Genomic DNA, 20,412 nt, shown 5'->3' on the forward strand with positions numbered 1-20,412 from the left:
AGTGAGAACAAGAAAACTGCCGACCTCTATAATAAAGGGTGTTCTCTATCCTCATCTAGCGATCGTGACGACTACACCGCTTCCTCGCAGTCTCCAAGCAGATTCTTCACCTCAAAGCCGACCCGACTCTCTCGGCAGATTTGGCAAGTTTGGCGGGAAGTATGTCCCTGAAACCTTGATGCCTGCTCTATTTGAGCTAGAAGCAGCCTATCAGCAATATCGCAATGAACCCGACTTTCAGCAAGAGCTTCAAGGACTTTTACGCGACTATGTGGGTCGCCCCAGTCCGCTCTATTTTGCGGAGCGATTAACTGAGCATTACGCTCGACCCGATGGCACAGGTGTCCAAATTTATCTCAAGCGAGAAGATTTGAACCACACCGGGGCACATAAAATTAACAATGCCCTGGCTCAAGCTCTCCTTGCCAAACGGATGGGCAAACAGCGCATCATTGCTGAAACAGGAGCCGGGCAGCATGGGGTAGCAACCGCAACAGTGTGCGCCCGATTTGGGCTGAAGTGCATCATCTATATGGGTGTACACGATATGGAGCGGCAGTCGCTCAACGTCTTTCGGATGCGGTTGATGGGCGCAGAAGTTTGCCCCGTTGCATCGGGCACAGGGACGCTCAAAGATGCGTGTTCTGAGGCGATTCGAGATTGGGTAACGAATGTGGAGACGACGCACTACATTCTCGGCTCGGTTGCAGGTCCGCATCCCTATCCGATGATGGTGCGCGATTTTCATGCGGTGATTGGTCAAGAGACTCGCGTTCAGGCGTACGAGAAGTGGGGCGGCTTGCCAGACATTCTTTTGGCGTGTGTGGGTGGCGGATCGAACGCGATCGGGCTGTTCCACGAGTTTATCGACGAGCCAACGGTTCGTCTAATCGGAGTCGAGGCGGCAGGTCACGGAGTCGAAACCGAAAAACACGCGGCAACTCTTACAAAAGGACGAGTCGGCGTTTTGCACGGGGCAATGAGCTATCTGCTGCAAGATGAAGACGGTCAGGTGATTGAGCCTCACTCGGTCAGCGCAGGGCTAGATTATCCAGGAGTCGGTCCCGAACACAGCTTCTTAATGGAGCTTGGACGCGCCGAATATTATGCCGTAACCGATCAGCAAGCGTTAGATGCCTTCCAGCAATTGTCGCAGCTAGAAGGAATTATTCCTGCTCTAGAGACGGCACACGCGATCGCTTACCTCGATACGCTCTGTCCTCAACTAACGGGCAGCCCTCGCCTTGTGATCAATTGCTCTGGTCGCGGTGACAAAGACGTGCTGACGGTTTCTAAAATCCTGAATCCGTAACTTCTCAATCTTTGGATGGCGATCGCTCTTTGCTAACTAACAGCAGAGGGCGATTTGCGTTTAGTAAACATCGTCGTGAACGCCTAACCTCAGAAGCCCAATGATTATCTCATTCGACTCAGAATCTTCAGCGAACTCAAACAAAATGCGAGTGTTGTAGTCAATGGAGCATGACCAAACATCAGCCAACTCCCCTTTCAATTTATGAGTTCGTAGAGCAGGGTGACGAGGATCTTCAGCCAAGAGCCGTAACGTTCGTTCAATTAAAGGTCGGAGTTGAGGATTGCGACGAGCGAACCGCTTATATTCTCTAGCAAATTTCGGACTCCAGTTTAGTCTGGGCAACTGTCTAGCTCCGCTAATAAGTCATCCACCGAACCCCTGCGAAAATTTCCCTTAGCATACTCTTCTTGCGCTTCTTTAATAGATGCGACAAATTCATCTCGTTTCTGATGTCTCAGGCGTTTAGCAAGAATGTCCAGCAGAATTTCTTGATCTTCTAGCGGTAGAGCTTCTACGACCTCGATCGCGGTCTGAAAATCAGAAGTTTTGGCAGTCTCAGGCGAAGATTGGTGAGTAGTCATCCGCTTTTAGTGGTGTATTTGACAATGAGTAAGCAGTTGCGTTGCCCCTGGCGATCGTAGCTCACCTGATCAGTCAGCCGTCGCAGCAAAAACCAGCCATAGCCACCTTCTCGCAGCGTTCCTGGTTTGGGTTCTTCAAGATTATCGGGGTTAAATGGTTGTCCCCAATCCCAGATGCGAATCTCCATTCGATCGTCATCCATCATGACTTGAATCTCGATCGACGTGTCTCTTGATAGCCCAGAGTGAGCATGACGAACTGCGTTCGTAAACCCCTCAGCTAAAGCGAGGTTCAGACGATATAGCTGATGGTCACGCCGTGCGATCGACGAGTGATGCCGCAACCAAAATTTCTCAAACCACTTCTGCACAGAGTTGAGGACCGTTAGATCACTGTTAACCGTCAGATGATCTTGGTGAGACATGTCCAAGCTAAATCAGTATATTTGAAGGGTTAAAACTCGCAAGACTTAATCTTCATCTATCTATTATGATTCCCTGTTCTTGAAAAATCCGCAACCCTATTGCTCAAGAGCTTGACGCTGTAGCGCAAATAATTCTCGAATTCCTTTCTCAGCAAGATCCATAATTTGGTCGAGCTGCTGACGGCTAAAACTCTTTCCCTCAGCCGTTCCTTGCACTTCAATAATACCAAACGAGTCATTCATCACGATGTTGCAGTCTACATCTGCGATCACATCTTCATCATAGTTCAGATCTAAAAACGCCTGATCTTGAATTAGCCCAACTGAGGTGGCAGCCACTTGATGCACGATCGGCGATCGCAGCAGTTCCCCGCACTCTAACAACTCATGAATCGCATCTTGAAGCGCAACAAATCCCCCTGTGATCGCAGTTGTGCGTGTCCCAGCATCTGCCTGCAAAACATCAGCGTCGATCGTAATGGTGCGTTCGCCCAAAGCTTTCATGTCGAGCGTCGATCGCAGACTTCGCCCAATCAAACGCTGAATCTCTTGAGTGCGACCCGACAGTTTGAGAAACTCTCGCGATTGGCGTTCGGGCGTGGCACCGGGCAACATTCGATATTCTGCGGTCAGCCACCCTTCCCCCTTACCAAAGAGAAATTTGGGTACTTTCGGCTCAATGCTGACGGTGCATAAAACTTGCGTATCGCCACACTTTGCCAGCACCGATCCGGCTGCAAACTTGGTAAATTGTCGCTCAAATGAGACAGGTCGGAGTTGATCGGGTTGTCGATCGTCAGGTCGTGTCCAGGTCATGATAATCACCTTGAATCCCTGATTAGAATACCTCTCCAGCGTCTAATTTCCCATCTCTAGCACTTAATCTCTTCAGAATTTCCGCATCCAGTACCCGACGATAACTTGGCTAATTCCCTGAGTCGCTTTCATCTTCATCACTTTCCATCAGACGATCGATGTCATTCTTAAGTGACTGAAGCGACTGCTGCCGAGTCCGCCGTGACTCCTGCCGATACTTCTTCGTGTCTAGACGGGGTTCATACTGTGCCTCACCCTTCTTAGACTTCAGCTTCATTGCCGCGTCTGGGTCAGACTGCTGATTAAGGTGGGCTTGAAAGACGATCGCTTCTTCTAAAAAAGTCAGATAGTGTTCATAGCGCTCCCAGTTGCCGCGCACTACACATCCCGGCTCATCGCGATGTGTGCAATCGTTAAATTGACATCTCGCCACCGCTAATCCCTGCCGAATCTCTGGGAAATAATCTGCTAAATCTTCTGGAGCGCAGTCTAAGTCAGGCTGATTAAATCCAGGAGTGTCTGCCAGCAGTCCGCTAGTTGGCAACTCAAATAGCTCAGTGTGTCTCGTGGTGTGGCGACCCTTGGCTAACTTTCCTGATACTGCCGCAGTTCGCAAATTTGCGGCTGGAATCAGTTGATTGATTAAACTCGACTTGCCAACACCAGACGGACCTGCGACGACTGTAATCTTTTGACTGAGACGATCGCTAATTTCCGACAGACCCATTCTCTGGCGGACGCTAATAAAAAGCGGACAGTAGCCCCACTCAGCCAAACGCTCTGCCCAATGCTGCTTTTCTTCCAACGTGGCTAAGTCACTTTTGCTGAGGCACAGACAAACTTCTGAGCCTGTTGACTCTGCTTTAGTCAAAAATCGACTCAGTTGATAAGGCTCGATCGTCGGTTCTGACAGCGCAAACACTAAAAGAATCTGATCGGCATTAGCAATCGGAGGGCGATCCAACACAGAACGGCGCGGAAAAATCTCCGCGATCGCCCCACTTCCTTGAATCCAATCTGGCTCATCGACGCGAACTCGATCGCCCACCATGACGCGTTGACCGATTTTTTTCAACAGCGATCGGCGAGTGCATAGCAGCATCGATTTTGGATGCTCCCCTTCAACCCGCACCCAATAATAATTTGCCTGAACCGCCAGAACCTTGCCCAACAATACATCTGAGGTTTGCGGAATTATTTCACTAGACACAGGGGTGAGGTCTTCTGAGTCAGCACTCATCACAAAAAACCTTCCAAGACTAGCACCGAACTTTCACAGCAAAGAACCCCGATCGGTCTTCGATCGCTTCAATGAGATACCCTTCCATCGTCAAGCTGTCAGGAACTTGCTCGATCGGCTCACCGGGATCGAGCCAAACTTCCAGCAAAGAACCGGGCTGCATTTGTTCAAGGCGCAGCTTGGTGCGAACGAAATTAATTGGGCAAGGGGTTCCGCGCAAATCCATCTGCACGTCAGAAGCATTACTCATCCGCCAAACACCTTACCGAAAAAACCTTCAATCCCACCTTTGCCGACTCGATCGCCTCGGATTTTTGCCAGTTTCTCTAGCAGTTCTCGCTCCTCAACACTGATACGAGTCGGAATATCCACCGAAATGGTAATCAAATGATCCCCACGGCTCACCGGGTTGCCCAACTTGGGCACACCGCGACTTTCTAACGTCAGGACTGTATTAGGCTGCGTTCCAGGAGGAATCACCAGTTCCTCAGTTCCATCTACCGTATTGATCTCTAGACGACTCCCTAAGACGGCTTGTAGGTAGCTCACCTCAATCTCAGACAGAATGTTGATGCCCTCTCGCTGAAATTCAGCATCTTCGTTGATAAACAAATAGACATACAGATCGCCAGCAGGACCGTTTCGCTGTCCTGCATCTCCCTCTTGCGAAACCCGCAGGCGAGTGCCGTTATCGACCCCCGCAGGAATCGTAATTTTGAGTTTCTTGGTTTCTTGGCGCTGCCCATCGCCGCCGCAAACTTCACACTTTTCATCAACCACCTGTCCCGTTCCATTACAGGTTGGGCAAACAGAAACTTGAGTAAAGCTACCGAACGGCGTACGCGTGGCTCGACGAACCTGACCTGCTCCAGAACACGTCGAGCAGGTGTGCGGACGGGTTCCAGGCTTTGCACCTGAACCGCTACAGTTTGTGCAGGTTTCTAAGTGGCTAATCCGAATCTCTTTTTCGCCGCCAAAAACCGCTTCTCGAAAATCTAGCTTGAGGTCTAGCCGCAGGTCATCGCCCCGAACCGGACCGCCTCGACGACGTGCAGTTTGCTGACCGCCAGGAGCGCTTCCCGAAAAGCCGCTAAAGAAGCTTTCAAAGATGTCTGCAAAGCCTCCCATATCGCCCATGTCTTGAAACCCGCCCGCACCTGCTGCCGAGCCGACTCCTGCCTCACCAAAGCGATCGTATCGAGCACGGGTTTCTGGTTCTGAAAGCACCTCATAAGCCAGATTAATTTCTTTAAACCGCTCTTCGGCTCCCGTCTCGCTATTGACATCGGGATGATATTTTCGCGCTAAACGACGATAGGCTTGCTTAATTTCTTCTTTGTCTGCTTCGCGAGCGACACCTAGAATTTCATAATAGTCACGAGCCATAGAACGCTGTGTCAGGGGTAGAGGGGCTAGGTTCTCAGACTTCTCATAGACCGCGATTTCGGCTGAGTCAAAACTACGGCTTCAGACCTAAATCTAGCATTTATATAAGAAATCTAGCGAACGGATGCGATCAGGAGCCTTGGCGAACTGCAAAAACTCTGAGCGGATATTTTAATCCGCTTGCTTAATCCACTGCTTCATAATCAGCAGTGATCGTAGCATCATTCTCAAAATTTGCTGGCATAGTTGCATCGTTGTCGAAATCGAAATCACTGTTGGGAGAAGGCTTTTTAGAAGCCCCATTGCTTGACGGTTCACCGGAGTCTTCGCGGTCTTGGTTTAGACCCCCATAAACAGCCGCCCCGATCGCAAACAAAATTTGTTGCAGCGCGTCTACTTTCTGAGTCAGATCCTCAATGCTGATTTTTGGGTTCGCGATCGCGTTCTTGAGTTCATCAACTTTTTCGTTTGCCTGCTCTTTGAGGCTGTCGCTGATAAATTCGCCATTGTCTCGCATCGTCGATTCATAGCTGGCAAACAAGCCGTCCGCTTTGTTTCTCAGCTCGACGCGGTATTTCCGCCGAGTATCTTCTTCGGCAAAGACTTCTGCCTCTTGTTTCATCCGCTCGATTTCGCTGCCGCTCAAGCCGCCTGTATTGGAAATCTCAATACTCTGTTCGCGATTCGTCCCTTTGTCGCGGGCAGAGACTTTGAGAATCCCGTTGGCATCAATATCGAATGCCACTTCAACCTGAGGGACTCCTCGCGGGGCTGGCGGAATTCCGGTTAGCTGAAATTTACCGAGACTCTTATTGTCTTTTGCCATTGCCCGTTCACCTTGAAGGACGTGAATCTCAACAGAGGTCTGCCCGTCAGTAGCTGTGGAGAAAACTTGAGTTTTGCTCGTTGGAATCGTAGTGTTGCGCTCAATGACTCTGGTAAAGACTTCCCCTAAGGTTTCGATCCCCAAAGAGAGCGGTGCTACATCAAGCAGCAATAAGTCTTGCACTTCTCCACCCAAGACTCCTGCTTGAATAGCTGCCCCTAGCGCCACCGCTTCATCTGGGTTGACAGAACGATCGGGCGCTTTCCCGTTAAAAAACTTGCGCAGCGCATCTTGAACTGATGGGACGCGAGTAGAGCCGCCGACTAGGATAATACGATCGATGCCATCAATGGTCAGTTCTGCATCTTTGAGTGCCTGTTCCATCGGCTCGATCGTGCTTTGAATCAGGGCACTGGCGAGTTCTTCAAACTTGGCACGCGTCAGCTCCATCTCTAGATGCTTGGGACCCGTGTCATCGGCGGTAATAAACGGCAGGTTAATCGTCGTATTGAGCGTACCAGAAAGCTCAATTTTGGCTTTTTCTGCTGCCTCTCGCAGCCTTTGCAGCGCCATTTTGTCAATGGACAGGTCAATGGTTTCTTGCTGCCGAAATGCTTTCATCATCCACTGAACAATGCAGTCGTCAAAGTCATCGCCGCCGAGATGGTTATTTCCGGAGGTTGACTTGACTTCAAATACCCCGTCTCCTAGCTGAAGGATTGACACGTCGAATGTGCCGCCTCCCAAGTCAAAGACTAGAACGCATTGTTCTTGATCCGGTCGATCTAATCCATAGGCAAGGGCAGCAGCCGTCGGCTCGTTGATAATTCGCAAAACTTCAAGTCCAGCGATCGTCCCTGCGTCTTTGGTCGCTTGCCGTTGAGCATCACTAAAGTAAGCAGGGACAGTAATTACCGCCTGCGTCACTGCCTCCCCTAGATAGTTCTCGGCATCTTGCTTCAGCTTTTGAAGAATGATCGCTGAGATCTCTTGCGGCGTATAGTTGCGCTCTCGCGGCGGAGTGTAGTTGCGCTCTTGGATTTGCACATCAACCGTATTGTCTTTACCCTTGGCGCAGTTATAAGGAACGCGAGAGCGCTCTGTCTGGGTGTCATCCCAACGGCGACCGATAAAGCGTTTGATGCTGAAGATCGTATTTTCAGCATTTGTGACAGATTGACGTTTGGCTAGTTGCCCCACTAGACGATCGCCCGCCTTGCCAAAGCCAACCATGCTGGGGGTCGTTCTTCCACCCTCAGAGTTAGAAATGACAACAGGCTGACCGCCTTCTAAGACAGCGACGCAACTGTTTGTCGTGCCTAAGTCGATACCAATGACTTTTCCCATAGCTAGCGCTGATAAGATTATGCGAGATGAATGCAGATCTGATAGATTGATGCAGCCAATGCGTGGAATTTGCGTAGTGATCTACGAAAGTATTCACCCGTTCAGTTGCTTGATCCGAATGATTCCCTATCTCAAAATGTTTGTAACGTTCTCGCCGCAAATCAAATAAACTGCAAGCCCTGGTGGAATTGATTTTGAGCGTAGCACGGGCTTTCATTCAGCAGCAATAAATCTACAATCTCTTGACGTGGGGATCATTCAGCCGTTTCTAACGATGTAGACTCTGCCCCCTCTTCTGGTGGTGCTGCAACTTTGACCATAGCGTGTCTTAAAACGCGATCGCCCAACATATATCCCCGCACAAGTTCTTCGACCACCGTACCTTCTGGATGTTCGTTAGTGGCTTCCCTCATGACCGCTTCATGAAGATTAGGATCAAACTCTTTCCCTTCTGATCGCATCGGAGCCACTCCAACTCGCTTCAGACAATCAACCAGTTGTTTGTAAACACTCTGATAGCTTTTGTGAATGTTCATTTCCCCATCGGTTTGGGGTTTGATCTGCGATCGTGCCCGCTCAAAGTTGTCAACCACGGGCAGCAGCTCGTTGATCGTCGAGCACTTAATTTGCTGCTCTAAGTCTTCTTTCTCTTTCTGAGTTCGTCTACGAAAATTCTCGAAATCTGCCGCAATTCTCACATATTGGTTGTTGCGGTCTTCTACTTGCGCTTTAAGAACCTCTAGTTCTCGCTCCTTTGCGGCAAAGGTTGCCCGGAGGTCCATGAAGGCGGCTTCATAATCGGTGTCGTCTTCCACCGTAGTTTTAGGCAGAGCACCTTCGACTCCTAGCTCTATCTCAGAACCTTGAGCAGTCGTCTCAGGGTCTGACACGGGTACCCCTTCAGAAGAGGTTGCTGAGGCTTGAGTTTCTTCTAGCTGATTTTCTTCAGTCATTGTGCGCTTATCCCCATTTTCAACGATCGCCTTGGCTAAGGCTTCTTCCTTCCATCCTATCTAATCGGCTCCAGGATGCTAGGTTTCTGCGACCTGCCAAACGTAAAGCATCATATCCTGATGAGAGCATCTTGACCGAATTTCACCAGAAGAAATAGACAGGTTAGCTAAGGCTGAGTTTGAGGGATGTGAAGACTCAAAAAAGATTATCTAAAGATAGTCGCAAAAAACTCTGCCGCGAGCCATCTACACCAGCTATCATCGGTACCAGCTTCTGTATTTCGATCGTTCCCTGTTAGAGTTGCCGCTACTGTAGGTTTCACCGAGTTGACATCAAATGTTTCTAGGCATAGATGAAGCGTTTGAATCAACGGCACGCACCGAGATCGTCCTGATGAAATGCGTAATGCGTCTTTCTTAAGTCTTTTGGGAATCTTTTATAAGGGGATCTTCATTCATCAGCTATGACTAACTCTTCTTCTCAGCGCCGCGCTTTAATTGTCCAAAATCATTTTTCTCCGTTTGGAAACAAGCTGATTCAGTCTGGCTTTGTCGATAACGAGCAGTTAAGCCAAGCACTGGCTGAGAGCCGCAGATCAGGCGAATCTCTAGCGACTGCCTTAGAGAGAATCAAGGGGCTGCCGCTGCCGCCAGATCTCCTTCGTCAATATAAGAAGCAGCAACTGTTTGAACTGAAGATTCTTTATGGGGTAGAGTCACTCGACCCAGAAATTAGCCAAATCTCAGCAAATCAAATGAGTCAACTGATTGAGACGTTGATTCCGATTGAGACCTGTAAGCTCTATAAGTTGTTACCGCTTGCCCAAAGCGACGCACAACCGCCTTTCGTTCTAGTGGCGATGGTTGACCCCGATAACCTGGCTGCCCAAGACGATTTGAACCGAATCTTGCGCCCGAAAGGCTTGAGCCTCCAGCGATTGGTCATCACATTAGAAGACTATCAGCGCTTGATGTCACAACACCGTGACAACGCGTTAGAACTCCAGAAGCAGGTAGAGCAACAGTCGAAAGTCGATGTCAAGTCTGAACTTGAAGGGCTAGAGTCTTTGGGAGAAAGTCTCGACGATGACGCTTCTGAAGTCGATCTTGATGCCTCTGATGCAGAAGCTGCACCCATCATTGCTCTGGTCAACAAAATCTTGATCAAAGCGCTGCAAATGGGCGTGTCAGATATTCACGTTGAGCCACAGGAAGAAGTGCTGCGAGTCCGCTTTCGGAAAGATGGCGTGCTGCAAGAAGCGTTTGATGCCCCCTTTCCCAAGAAGGTCATTCCAGCCGTCACAGCCCGCTTCAAAATTATTGCGCTACTAGATATTGCAGAGCGACGAGTTCCTCAAGATGGTCGAATTCGCCGCATTTACGACGGTCGTAAGGTGGATTTCCGAGTCAGTACGCTTCCGAGTCGCTACGGCGAAAAAGTTGTTCTACGGATTCTCGATAATGCTGTAACGCAGTTGGGGTTAAATAAGCTGATTACTGATCAAGTCTCCCTCGAAACTGTTCAAGAGATGGTCAGCCGTCCTTTTGGGTTGCTTCTAGTGACGGGTCCAACAGGCTCTGGCAAAACCACTACTCTTTATTCTGCCTTGGCTGAACGGAACGATCCGGGTGTAAATATCAGTACAGTAGAAGACCCGATCGAGTATTCGCTCCCCGGTTTGACTCAGGTTCAGGTTCTCCGTGAAAAAGGAATGGACTTTGCAGCCGTCCTCCGAGCCTTTTTGCGGCAAGATCCCGATGTAATTCTTGTGGGTGAAACCCGTGACCGCGAAACGGCGAAGACCGCGATCGAGGCTGCCTTAACCGGACACCTGGTTTTAACCACTCTGCACACCAATGACGCGGCAGGCGCGATCGCCCGACTCGATGAAATGGGGGTTGAACCCTTTATGATCTCAGGTGCGCTGCTGGGTGTCGTCGCACAACGTCTCGTCCGGCGCGTGTGCGATGAGTGTCGCCAGCCCTACACGCCAACCACAGAGGAACTGGCGCGATTTGGCTTATCGAGTTCTGGCGATTCTCAATTGACGCTGTTTAGAGCCAACACGCTGCAACTCCAAGAGATTCAGCAAGCACGAGCTAGCGGAACCTTGTGTCAGAAGTGCGGCGGCGGCGGCTATAAAGGGCGCTTGGGAGTCTATGAGGTCATGAAAGTCACCGAACGAATTCAAGCCTTGATCACCGAAGGGGCACCCACCGAACGGATCAAAGAAACCGCCGTTGAAGAAGGAATGCAGACGTTACTTGCCTACAGCTTGAACTTGGTGCGTACTGGTCTGACGACCTTTGAGGAAATCGAGCGAGTCACCTTTACAGATACTGGACTGGAGGCAGAACTTCGGGCTAAACGCAAGAGTTCGCTGACCTGCCGATGCTGTGGGGCAGAGATGCAGCAAGAGTGGTTAGATTGCTCTTACTGCACGACCTCACGATTTCAGGAATAAGTGACTAGCCGATCGCGATTCACAGATTCTGTGATGGCACGGAGGCGATCGCTGGGTAGACTAAATTCCAAAAACTGACTTAAAAACCCATCCCCAAGTACCAAGGAGCAAACCGCATGGAGTTGATGATTGAAGACCTGATGGAGCAACTGATCGAGATGGGAGGGTCTGACTTGCACCTAACCGCTGGGTTGCCGCCCTATTTCCGGATCAGTGGACACCTCCAGCCCATTGGCGATCAGGTGCTCAATGCTGAAGAATGTCAGCGCCTCATCTTCAGCATGTTGAATAACACTCAGCGCAAGAACCTAGAGCAAAACTGGGAGCTAGACTGCTCCTACGGGGTGCGAGGTCTGGCACGCTTTCGGGTCAACGTCTATAAAGATCGGGGCACCTATGCAGCCTGTTTGCGGGCACTGAGTTCTAAAATCCCCAACTTTGAAAAACTTGGACTTCCCGATGTCGTGCGAGAAATGTCAGAAAAGCCTAGAGGCTTGATTTTGGTCACGGGTCCGACGGGTTCTGGTAAGACGACGACGCTTGCCGCGATGGTCGATTTGATCAACCGCACACGAGCCGAGCATATTCTAACCATTGAAGACCCGATCGAGTTTGTCTACGAGCCTGTTAAGAGCTTGGTTCACCAACGTCAACTCGGTGAAGATACTAAAAGCTTTGCGAATGCGCTCAAGGCAGCTTTGCGGGAAGATCCTGATATTATCCTCGTGGGTGAGATGCGTGACTTAGAGACCATTTCGCTTGCCATCTCTGCGGCTGAAACAGGTCACTTGGTCTTTGGAACTCTACACACCAGCTCGGCTTCTCAGACGGTCGATCGAATGATTGATGTGTTCCCGGCTGAACGTCAAACCCAAGTCAGAGTGCAGCTATCTAACTCTCTGGTGGCGGTGTTTAGTCAAACATTGGTGCCCAAGAAAAGTCCTAAACCTGGCGAATACGGTCGAATCATGGCGCAAGAACTCATGGTCATTACTCCTGCAATCTCTAACCTGATTCGAGAAGGCAAAACTGCTCAAATCTATTCTGCGATTCAGACCGGAGGAAAACTAGGAATGCAAACGCTAGAAAAGGTGCTGGCGGATCTGTATAAAGCTGGGCAGATTACTTTTGAAGCAGCAATGTCCAAAACCTCACGACCAGACGAGCTTCAAAGACTTATTGGGGGAACGCCCGCTGTCGCAGGTAAACGTTAAAGACGTTCTGTTTGTCGGCTTTTCTCATCGCCAGTGCACGAGGCTGAAGTCATCTTGACTCATGACCACGCCAAAACCTGGCTTACAGTTTGCAAATCAGCGCTTCACTCTTCATTTAGATTCCGAGCTATGCCTACCTATGTTGCCCGTGTCCGAGATGCTAAAGGAAATGCCAAGAAAGAGAAACTGGTCGCTGACTCTCTTGGAGATGCGCGATCGACCCTTCGAGACCAGGGATTCTTCGTCCAAGAACTAAAACAAAGTGAAAGCTTTGACCCCAATAACATCTTCGACCTTGGAAAGTTTAAAACTGCGACCGCTCAGGTATCCGTTAAAGACAAAGCAGTCTTCTCGCGCCAGTTTGCGGTTCTAGTGAATGCGGGTGTAGCTATGGTTCGCGGTCTGGGAGTGCTTGCTGATCAGTGCACAAACCCAAAGCTCAAGAAAGCGCTGATGGAAATTAGCTCCGATGTTCAGCAGGGCACTAATCTTTCTGAAGCTATGCGTAAACACCCGCAATGTTTCGATGGGCTTTACACTAGCATGGTGCAGGCTGGCGAGGTGGGCGGGGTTCTAGATGAGGTATTAGATCGTCTCGCTAAACTACTAGAAGATGTTGCCCGCTTACAGAACCAGATTAAGTCAGCGATGACTTACCCTGTCGTGGTGGGTTCTCTCGCACTCATCATTTTTATGGCGATGTCCATCTTTCTGATTCCGATCTTTGCCGGGATTTTTCAGACGATCGGGATAGAATTACCTGCATTCACCCTGGCAATGCTGGGCATCAGTAATTTCCTCCGCAGCCCTAATGTAATCATTTTGATTATTTTGGTTCCTGTGGTGGTCTTTGCTTACAGGCAGTATTACAAGACCCGGGTCGGGCAAGAGACGATGGATCGGTTCTTTCTGAATATGCCCCTGTTTGGAGATTTGATTCAAAAAACGGCGACGGCTCGTTTCTGTCGAACGTTTGGAGCCTTGACTCGCTCTGGTGTGCCGATTTTGACGTGTTTAGAAATCGTTAGAGACACCGCTGGAAATCAAATTATCTCTAACGCGATCGACGAAGCTAGAAAAGAGATTCAAACAGGCGGCATGATCAGCATTGCCTTGCAGAAAGAACAAGTGTTTCCGCCGATGGCGATTCAGATGATGAGCATCGGCGAAGAAACCGGAGAACTCGACAAAATGCTGATGAAAGTCGCTGACTTTTATGAAGATGAGGTCGAACAGGCAGTAAAAGGTCTAACCAGCATTATGGAACCGATCATGATTTTGTTTATTGGTGCCATGGTCGGAAGTATTCTACTGGCGATGTATTTACCGATGTTCAAAGTGTTCGAGAAGCTTGGCTAAAGCTGCCGAGAACTTTAAACAACGCGAGGTCAGGAGTTAGACAAGATTCAGTCCTAGCTTCTGACTTTTTGACTGAAAGCGAAACGTTATGTCAATTCAAAAATCTCACTACGAAGAACTGCTAGCCGCTTATAGCCAACCTGCTGAAGCGATCGCGCTGCTCAAGCACTATCGGGCTTATCTAGAAATGTTGCCCAGTATGCGAAGGTCTGAGGAAAGTGTGATCACGATTCCACTGCCGATCGTCAAACTGCGTCACTCATCTGCTTCTGCCAGTGGTCACATGAACATTACAACGGTTGAGTCATTGATGCTGCCTTGTGAAGTCGCGATCGTCCTGTGCGATCCAGAGTGGAAAATCAAAACAGGTCGCGAAATTTTTATCTTTATTCATCAACCTGAAGAAGATTTTTCTGACCTCTTGGGTCGCTGGCGACGGATTCAAATTCTGCTGGATAAAGACTATGAGTGGGTGATGCCTCCTCGCTATCAGCACATTCTCAGCGAAGGTGCTGCCAAAATTTATCCACTTTTTGTCGTTTTTGAAGAAACTCCTGAGCGGATTAAAAAAGGACTTAAAGGAGCTTACTTACCGTTTGTGACTCAAACCTTAATCCTCAATGAGGAGGAGGCTGAAGAGATTGCGCCTGAAGCTGTGAAACCAGAGGATCAAAAAAGGCTCCCGTAATTTCTTGCGAGAGCCTCAGCTTTAGAAAGTATCCAAAGACTAGCTTTCCTTCTTTTTCGACTTCATCTTTTGTTTACGCCGACTCGTTGCAACCATTGCGTGATCGACCGGAAACCCAACGACGGGAATCACCTGATATTTACGATCGTCTTCTAGCTGCTTCAGGTTTGTGTAATCAACCCAGTGAATGCAGTCAACTGGGCACGTCTCGATCGCTTCTTGAACTAAGTCTTCCGAATCTCCATCCTGACGAACGACGCGAGAACGTCCGTAGTCAGGCTCAATGTAGAAGGTATTGCGCGCCACGTGAGCACAGTGCTTGCAGCCAATGCAGATTAGCTCATCCACATAGACACCCTTTTGTCTAAAGACACCGCCCAGTTCCGGTTCAAACCCCGATCGGGCTTCGGCATCGCGCAAAAAACCACCTAATTCCGGTTCAAATCCTGTCCTGTCCGTGGGCAAAGAACCGCCTGACGGTTCAGGCATTTGCGACGCAGACATCACGCGCTCCAGCGTTGCAAAACTAGACGAATGGAGCCATCTTGACTACGCTTTTGCTCTGTGAGTTGAAACCCTTTCTGAGCGCTTTCACTGACAATCGTGTGATAGGCATAGCGCTGAGTCACTTTGCTCAGAAAGCGATCAACCGTGCTGTCTTGTTTCCAAAATTGCAGATCAGAAACGAGTTCGTAGGATTGACCATTCCAAGCAAACCCGATGTCGTAGCCGTTGTCTTGCTCAATTACCACTTCAGCGGTGTGAGTTAGACCTTTATAACCTCGAACTTCACGAGGACCCGATTTCCAATCAATGCCAAGGTCGTTTAAAGCAGACTGCAACGAGGATAGATTACGGATTTGAGTTTTGATTTGGCTAAAGTGTGACATGGTGATTGTTAACGCATCTAAAACTTTACAAAGTGAAAAAGCTTACCAATTGCTAGAAGTCACTTGAGTCGTGACTGTTGCAGATTGCTGGACGGCTTGCGCGAAATATTCAGATGTTTGCTCTTGGGTTAAGACTTGACCGAGTTGTGCCTCGATCGCTGCTGTCACCTCTGCACAAGAAGCCCCAACGATGCCCGTAACATGCTCTTGCACTCGACCGTCTGGGTAGATCACAAACTCTAGCGTTTCCATACTCTCGATTCTACAAAGGGTTGGTATAAAAGACTCAACTGCTGATGTAAGCAGGGCGAAGCAAATCCTTGCCTTTCTCACACTCTGCTAAACCTTCAGCAATCGACTCACTGTAAGCTAAAGCGTCACAGAAGTTAACAACTTTATGAGCGCAACCGAGAGTGTAGTACTAAGTCTCGCTTAACTTCTTGTTGCAGTCAAGTGATGCAGAGGCATCAATCATCTTTACAATAATTTATACTCGACCTGTGTTTAGGGATTCTTCTGTCTGGAGAGTGATTTAAGGGGATGAAGCGATCCACAACTCTTCCAAAAGACTATTGAATACTAACTCTGTTTACTGAACCAGTCTTCTTGCTTATAGAAACTAAGTGTGAATAAGAATTTCAGGATGTAAAACTTTGAGTCATCTAGGTCACAAAATAGAATTTCCTCACACCAAAGGCTTTCTGAGAGATAAGAGTGAACCCGATAAGGGGTCACGCCCCGTATGTATTTAGAGAAATCTTGAGTGACAATCGCTACAGGAGGTGCTCCCTCTACGCTCTTTTTGTTCTCCGAAGCTATGCAAATTGAAAAGGCATCTTCTATCTCTCTAGGAACCTTGCTCCGACAACGGTATCTGATCAAGCAAGTCTTGGGTCAAGGTGGTTTTGGGCGAACCTACTTGGCGATCGACCAAGAACGCTTTAACGAACCGTGTGTTTTGAAGGAGTTTACAGTTCCCTACCAAGATGATGCGTTAGTCGAGAAAGCCAAAACCTTGTTTCAACGCGAAGCTAGTACGCTCTACCAGATTCAGCATCCTCAAATCCCCCGGTTTTGGGCAGCGTTCGAAGATGAGCAACGCTTATTTTTGGTGCAAGACTTTGTGAAAGGGCAGACCTACCGGAGTTTGCTGCAAGCACGGAAACAAGCAGGACAAACGTTTTCTGAGACAGAAGTGCTGTATTTCCTCAATCACTTGCTCCCTGTTCTGAGCTATCTCCACGATCGCGACATTGTGCATCGCGACATCTCTCCCGAAAATATTATTCTCGGAAGTTCAGATCAAGGGTTAGAGCAACTGTTTGGTCAACCTATTAGTGAAACCCCATCGGTAGAACTGCCTTTTTTAATTGACTTTGGAGCCGTGAAAGAAGCGGCAAGTCATTGGCCCATCGTGTCGAATATTACTCGTGTCGGCAAAGTGGGCTACGCGCCCCCCGAACAGTTGCAAACTGGAAACGTTTCCCCTCACAGTGACCTTTATGCGCTGGGTGCCACTGCTTTGGTGATGCTAACAGGTCGTGAGCCTCAAGTGCTGCTAGATTGCCAAACCCTGGCGTGGCAGTGGCAACCTTACGCCGAAATTAGTGACTTACTAGCTCTGATTTTGCAAAAAATGGTGACGTTGCAGCCGAGCGATCGCTATCAATCAGCGCGAGGAGCGTGGGCAGACTTGCAGCCTTTGATGGAAGAGGCAATGCAAAGCACACTTCTCAACCCGATGATGGCTTCGCTGACTCAACCAGGCGATCGAGAAATTGCCCCTGCCTCACGCGATAACGCTAGCTCACCGACAAACACCACTATCAAAACTCAGTTGCATATGGCGACCAATCATCAGGAAGATGCTTGTTCTCCGCAACTGCCAGAGAAGAGAACATCCTCTCAGCTTAAACGACCTCAAGTAAAAAAAATTGGGGTAAAGTCAGCGCTTGCAGCCAGTCTCTTAGTGATGACAGGCATTGGCGCACACGTGTTTAAGGTCAGCCCACCGCTAGGTTCGACTCAGCAAGCTATCAGCATAGAGGCAAGCAAGACCAGCAGCGAGATGTCCATTAGTAACACTCAGCCTCAGCGACTTGAGTTTCTCGCTGGCGGAGTCTCGACTGTGGTATCTGGTAGTTTGCAGAGTGACTCAAAGCCCTACACTCTAGAAGCCTCTCAAGGGCAGCTTATGACCGCTACGCTAGAGGGATCGTCTGGAGTCGTAATGAACGTGTTGCGAGCAAACCAGCAGGGCATTGACACATCTGCTTATCAGACACGCAATTGGACAGGGCAACTTCCGGCAACTGAGCAATATACGATTCAGGTGATGGGGAATGGAACCTATTCTCTAGATATTTCCATCACGCCACTCAGTCGGTCTGACTATTCAGATGTGCAGCGAGTCAAGTTTGATCGTGGCAAATCAGGAACGACCGTAACAGGTAAGGTTCAAGCCAATCACAAGCGTCAATATTTGCTAAAAGCGAAAAGTCGGCAGATTATAGCGGTGAAAGTATCAGAAGGAGACGTGAACTTTAGCGCGATCGCTCCGAATGGTCAACGCATCGGCGGTGGTAGCCAGTCGCGAGACTGGCAAGGAAGACTGCGGATGGACGGCGACTACGTGCTCGAAGTGTCATCCACCAAGGCAGCGAACTTTGTGCTTTCGGTAGAAGTTTACTAGCAGTGGTTGGTAGTTGGTGAATTCGAGGCATTTACAAAGTGTCTCGAATTTTTTATTGACCACTGCCCGACTGTAGGAAGGTTTGAACCGTTCCATCTGGGCTAAGGACGACTCGAATCACAGCGCTATTTCTGCCCTTAAGCGGTGAAACAAACGGTTCATTCCAAGGCGGCATTCCGGTGCGATCGATATAGTCGCCAGCCGCCTGATTAAGCGCGTCCATGTTTCGGATCGAGCCATCAGCGTTAAGCGTAATAATGTACTGTAGCTTTTCAGTTAGCTCTGGGCGAGGTTGCCAACGTTTCTGAAAAAATTGCCTAACTTCAGCGACTTGAGGAATCTTGTCAAAGGCAGTGCTGTCTCTATCAAGAGAACGGCTTGAGTCAGCACGATTCGTGCCGTTTGTGCTACTTGGCGCGATCGCGGTTCGTTCTTCAGCGGCACTTTGACTCGCCGCAGACGAATTTGGAGCACTGCGTTTAGCACTGCCTGCTCTGAGGCTGTTGGGCACAGGAGACACGAGATATGGACGATCGCCCGATGGTGCAGGCTGAATTGTAAGTCCGGGGGGTGGCTCTACGGGGACAGAGTTAGCAGGAGGAGCAGGCAGGACTGTAATTTTGGGCAAAGTCCCAGTCGCTGAAGGGGCTGTAGTGGTGGAGGGAGCAGGGGGATTTAACGAAATGAGCGGAGGGGGAGCCGTTGGTAAAAGGGCAGACGGGCTAGGACTGGGACTGCTGGGCAACGGTTGAACGGCGAGACGCTGATCGCTGCTGCTGGCTCCTTGGCTGCTGGTGGCAACGGTTTGAGTTTGAGAGGAACGATCGAGCATCCGCAAGACTGAGGCAGTCAGCCCAACTGCGATCAGAGCGGTGGCAGCGAGACTCGTCCACTGAGGAGTTGCCCAAGCGGGACGATTGAGATTTGGGAGTGCCGTCACATCGGCAGCATATTCATCCAAGACGCTTGCCAGATCTGCGAGCTGCACGGCACTTAAGCGAATTGATGCTCCCGACGCTTCGGTTGCCAGGGTTCCCAAAAATAGTTCGTGAGACAGGATGCCGCTTGGCTGAATGGAAATTCGAGCGGGGTTTGTCTCAGCGGAGTCTGCGTCTTGTGAAGCGGGACGAGACAGCACGCTCAACGTTGAAGCGGTGGCTGACTGACTCAGATTTGAGGGAGTACCTAAGTGAGCCGCGTTAAGGAGAGCGGTGGATTGACTGAGAAATTGCTGAACGTAGGCTGTGACAACTTGGGAGAGAGACTCCAATTGAGTGCTATCGCCCCGCACCGTGATCCAACGATCTTCACTGACTCGCGGATCGTCGAAGCTGAGTTTAAAGCGCAGATGTTTTAACGCCGAGCGACCCATCCAGCGCGTGAGGGGCGAGTCCTTCGCGGAGATTTCAAGCGTACAGGTGGGCGGCGTGTAGCGTCGAGTCACTGAGTTGGAGAAGGACATGGGTTCAAAAGTGGAATAGGGCAAAGAGAATTAGGCGTGAGCAGGTTGGGAATGAATCGATCGCTCCAATAAAGTTAGCCAGAGTCGCCGAACTCCATTCTGACTGCCGTAAAACAGAAGGTCGATTAAAAGCTTGAGTGCCAGATGAGTAAGAACGTCGGTTGGAACCGTTTCGCCGTCTTCCATACGCTCTTGATAGGTGTTGTGAAACGCATCTAAATAATTTCCTAGCAGAGAAGCCTGGTGAGGCTCTTTGTTCTGTTCGGCAAGCTGTTCTAATAGAGCGACCGATCGACGAACTAACTCATTGTGCTGCTTTGCCAGGTGACAGACGATCAGCGAGAGTGCCCGTGCTTCTTCAACATCAAGTTTTTTGCGTCCGCCCTGACCCTTTCTTAATGGACTGGACTGACGTAATCGCCAAAGAGAAACCCGATCGGCAACGACCGATTCTAGACCCAGATCAGCCGCCGCTTGCAGCATTGCCTCAGAACTGATGCCCGCGATCGCTTCTAGTGCCAGCAAGATGAGATCCAACTGGGCTTTGATATTTTCCAATTGGTCAGGTTCTGGCTGAGAGGTTAGAGACAGGTTTCCCCAATGAGGGGCTGGGCTGGGGGGCTTCACGATAGAGGTCATAGTTACAGAATAAGAGGCGATTTGAGCTTGAGGGGAATGGTTTCAAGTCCTGAAACAAGCGACTTCTATGACGAACATAAAGTTTCCTTAAAGAATGGCGAACTTTTTCAGTCT

At 49.5% G+C, this 20,412-nt stretch carries 20 protein-coding genes; 6 read left to right on the forward strand and 14 right to left on the reverse strand.

Going from position 1 to position 20,412, the window contains the following annotated elements; translation table 11 throughout:
• Position 1 precedes the first annotated feature (1 nt).
• Positions 2 to 1,312: a tryptophan synthase subunit beta gene (trpB, locus tag A8707_RS01560; RefSeq protein WP_462686383.1), complete on the forward strand. Its 1,311-nt coding sequence runs from the start codon at positions 2 to 4 to the stop codon at positions 1,310 to 1,312.
• Between the two features lie 60 nt (positions 1,313 to 1,372).
• On the opposite strand, the gene A8707_RS26645 is transcribed toward trpB, so the two are convergent.
• From A8707_RS26645 to grpE, 9 genes are all read right to left on the reverse strand, one after another.
• The gene (locus A8707_RS26645) at positions 1,373 to 1,657 is read right to left on the reverse strand and encodes a type II toxin-antitoxin system RelE/ParE family toxin (RefSeq protein WP_074382448.1); all 285 of its coding nucleotides are present in this window, start codon (positions 1,655 to 1,657) and stop codon (positions 1,373 to 1,375) included.
• Positions 1,645 to 1,896 (reverse strand): hypothetical protein, encoded by a 252-nt coding sequence (locus tag A8707_RS01565; RefSeq protein WP_068814525.1) that lies wholly within the window; start codon positions 1,894 to 1,896, stop codon positions 1,645 to 1,647. Before A8707_RS01565 ends, A8707_RS26645 begins: the two co-directional genes overlap by 13 nt.
• Positions 1,893 to 2,321: an ATP-binding protein gene (locus A8707_RS01570; protein WP_068814526.1), complete on the reverse strand. Its 429-nt coding sequence runs from the start codon at positions 2,319 to 2,321 to the stop codon at positions 1,893 to 1,895. The genes A8707_RS01565 and A8707_RS01570 overlap by 4 nt, the downstream gene beginning before the upstream one ends.
• Before the next feature lie 96 nt (positions 2,322 to 2,417).
• On the reverse strand, positions 2,418 to 3,137 hold the full coding sequence (rph, locus tag A8707_RS01575; RefSeq protein ID WP_068814527.1) for a ribonuclease PH: 720 nt from the start codon (positions 3,135 to 3,137) through the stop codon (positions 2,418 to 2,420).
• Positions 3,138 to 3,246: 109 nt separating this feature from the next.
• Positions 3,247 to 4,377, reverse strand: a complete 1,131-nt coding sequence (gene rsgA / locus A8707_RS01580; protein ID WP_068814528.1) for a small ribosomal subunit biogenesis GTPase RsgA — start codon at positions 4,375 to 4,377, stop codon at positions 3,247 to 3,249.
• A gap of 19 nt (positions 4,378 to 4,396) precedes the next feature.
• Complete coding sequence (locus tag A8707_RS01585) at positions 4,397 to 4,627, reverse strand: sulfurtransferase TusA family protein (protein WP_068814529.1); 231 nt, start codon at positions 4,625 to 4,627, stop codon at positions 4,397 to 4,399.
• Positions 4,624 to 5,763 (reverse strand): molecular chaperone DnaJ, encoded by a 1,140-nt coding sequence (gene dnaJ / locus A8707_RS01590; RefSeq protein ID WP_068814530.1) that lies wholly within the window; start codon positions 5,761 to 5,763, stop codon positions 4,624 to 4,626. The genes A8707_RS01585 and dnaJ overlap by 4 nt, the downstream gene beginning before the upstream one ends.
• A gap of 184 nt (positions 5,764 to 5,947) precedes the next feature.
• Positions 5,948 to 7,936: a molecular chaperone DnaK gene (gene dnaK, locus A8707_RS01595; RefSeq protein ID WP_068814531.1), complete on the reverse strand. Its 1,989-nt coding sequence runs from the start codon at positions 7,934 to 7,936 to the stop codon at positions 5,948 to 5,950.
• A gap of 254 nt (positions 7,937 to 8,190) precedes the next feature.
• A complete protein-coding gene (grpE, locus tag A8707_RS01600; RefSeq protein ID WP_068814532.1) occupies positions 8,191 to 8,889 on the reverse strand; it encodes a nucleotide exchange factor GrpE in 699 nt (232 codons plus the stop codon).
• Positions 8,890 to 9,353: 464 nt separating this feature from the next.
• Between grpE and A8707_RS01605 the strand changes: the two genes are divergently transcribed.
• The 4 genes from A8707_RS01605 (at position 9,354) to A8707_RS01620 (ending at position 14,615) form a co-directional block, all read left to right on the forward strand.
• Positions 9,354 to 11,354 carry a GspE/PulE family protein gene (locus A8707_RS01605; RefSeq protein WP_068814533.1) on the forward strand — a complete coding sequence of 667 codons (2,001 nt, stop codon included), beginning with the start codon at positions 9,354 to 9,356 and terminating at the stop codon, positions 11,352 to 11,354.
• 116 nt (positions 11,355 to 11,470) lie between these two features.
• On the forward strand, positions 11,471 to 12,568 hold the full coding sequence (locus A8707_RS01610) for a type IV pilus twitching motility protein PilT (RefSeq protein ID WP_068814534.1): 1,098 nt from the start codon (positions 11,471 to 11,473) through the stop codon (positions 12,566 to 12,568).
• 129 nt (positions 12,569 to 12,697) lie between these two features.
• Positions 12,698 to 13,927, forward strand: a complete 1,230-nt coding sequence (locus tag A8707_RS01615; protein ID WP_068814535.1) for a type II secretion system F family protein — start codon at positions 12,698 to 12,700, stop codon at positions 13,925 to 13,927.
• 88 nt (positions 13,928 to 14,015) lie between these two features.
• A complete protein-coding gene (locus A8707_RS01620; protein ID WP_068814536.1) occupies positions 14,016 to 14,615 on the forward strand; it encodes a hypothetical protein in 600 nt (199 codons plus the stop codon).
• 39 nt (positions 14,616 to 14,654) lie between these two features.
• Here the strand turns inward: A8707_RS01620 and A8707_RS01625 are convergent, their stop codons facing one another.
• Genes A8707_RS01625 through A8707_RS01635 form a run of 3 tightly spaced genes read right to left on the reverse strand, consistent with a single transcriptional unit; the run spans position 14,655 to position 15,757 of the window.
• Positions 14,655 to 15,119, reverse strand: a complete 465-nt coding sequence (locus tag A8707_RS01625) for a ferredoxin (RefSeq protein WP_231947893.1) — start codon at positions 15,117 to 15,119, stop codon at positions 14,655 to 14,657.
• Entirely contained in the window at positions 15,119 to 15,505 is a 387-nt protein-coding gene (locus tag A8707_RS01630; RefSeq protein WP_068814537.1) for a DUF1257 domain-containing protein, read from the reverse strand. The genes A8707_RS01625 and A8707_RS01630 overlap by 1 nt, the downstream gene beginning before the upstream one ends.
• A gap of 42 nt (positions 15,506 to 15,547) precedes the next feature.
• Positions 15,548 to 15,757 (reverse strand): DUF2997 domain-containing protein, encoded by a 210-nt coding sequence (locus A8707_RS01635; protein ID WP_068814538.1) that lies wholly within the window; start codon positions 15,755 to 15,757, stop codon positions 15,548 to 15,550.
• 565 nt (positions 15,758 to 16,322) lie between these two features.
• Between A8707_RS01635 and A8707_RS01640 the strand changes: the two genes are divergently transcribed.
• Complete coding sequence (locus A8707_RS01640) at positions 16,323 to 18,197, forward strand: serine/threonine protein kinase (protein WP_068814539.1); 1,875 nt, start codon at positions 16,323 to 16,325, stop codon at positions 18,195 to 18,197.
• 52 nt (positions 18,198 to 18,249) lie between these two features.
• Here A8707_RS01640 and A8707_RS01645 read toward each other — a convergent pair whose 3' ends face one another.
• A complete protein-coding gene (locus tag A8707_RS01645; RefSeq protein WP_082906184.1) occupies positions 18,250 to 19,659 on the reverse strand; it encodes a DUF4335 domain-containing protein in 1,410 nt (469 codons plus the stop codon).
• Between the two features lie 30 nt (positions 19,660 to 19,689).
• Positions 19,690 to 20,298 carry a DUF3038 domain-containing protein gene (locus A8707_RS01650; protein WP_068814541.1) on the reverse strand — a complete coding sequence of 203 codons (609 nt, stop codon included), beginning with the start codon at positions 20,296 to 20,298 and terminating at the stop codon, positions 19,690 to 19,692.
• Between the last annotated feature and the right edge of the window lie 114 nt (positions 20,299 to 20,412).

This window comes from Phormidesmis priestleyi BC1401 (genome assembly GCF_001650195.1).
Lineage (GTDB): Bacteria > Cyanobacteriota > Cyanobacteriia > Leptolyngbyales > Leptolyngbyaceae > Phormidesmis_A > Phormidesmis_A priestleyi_B.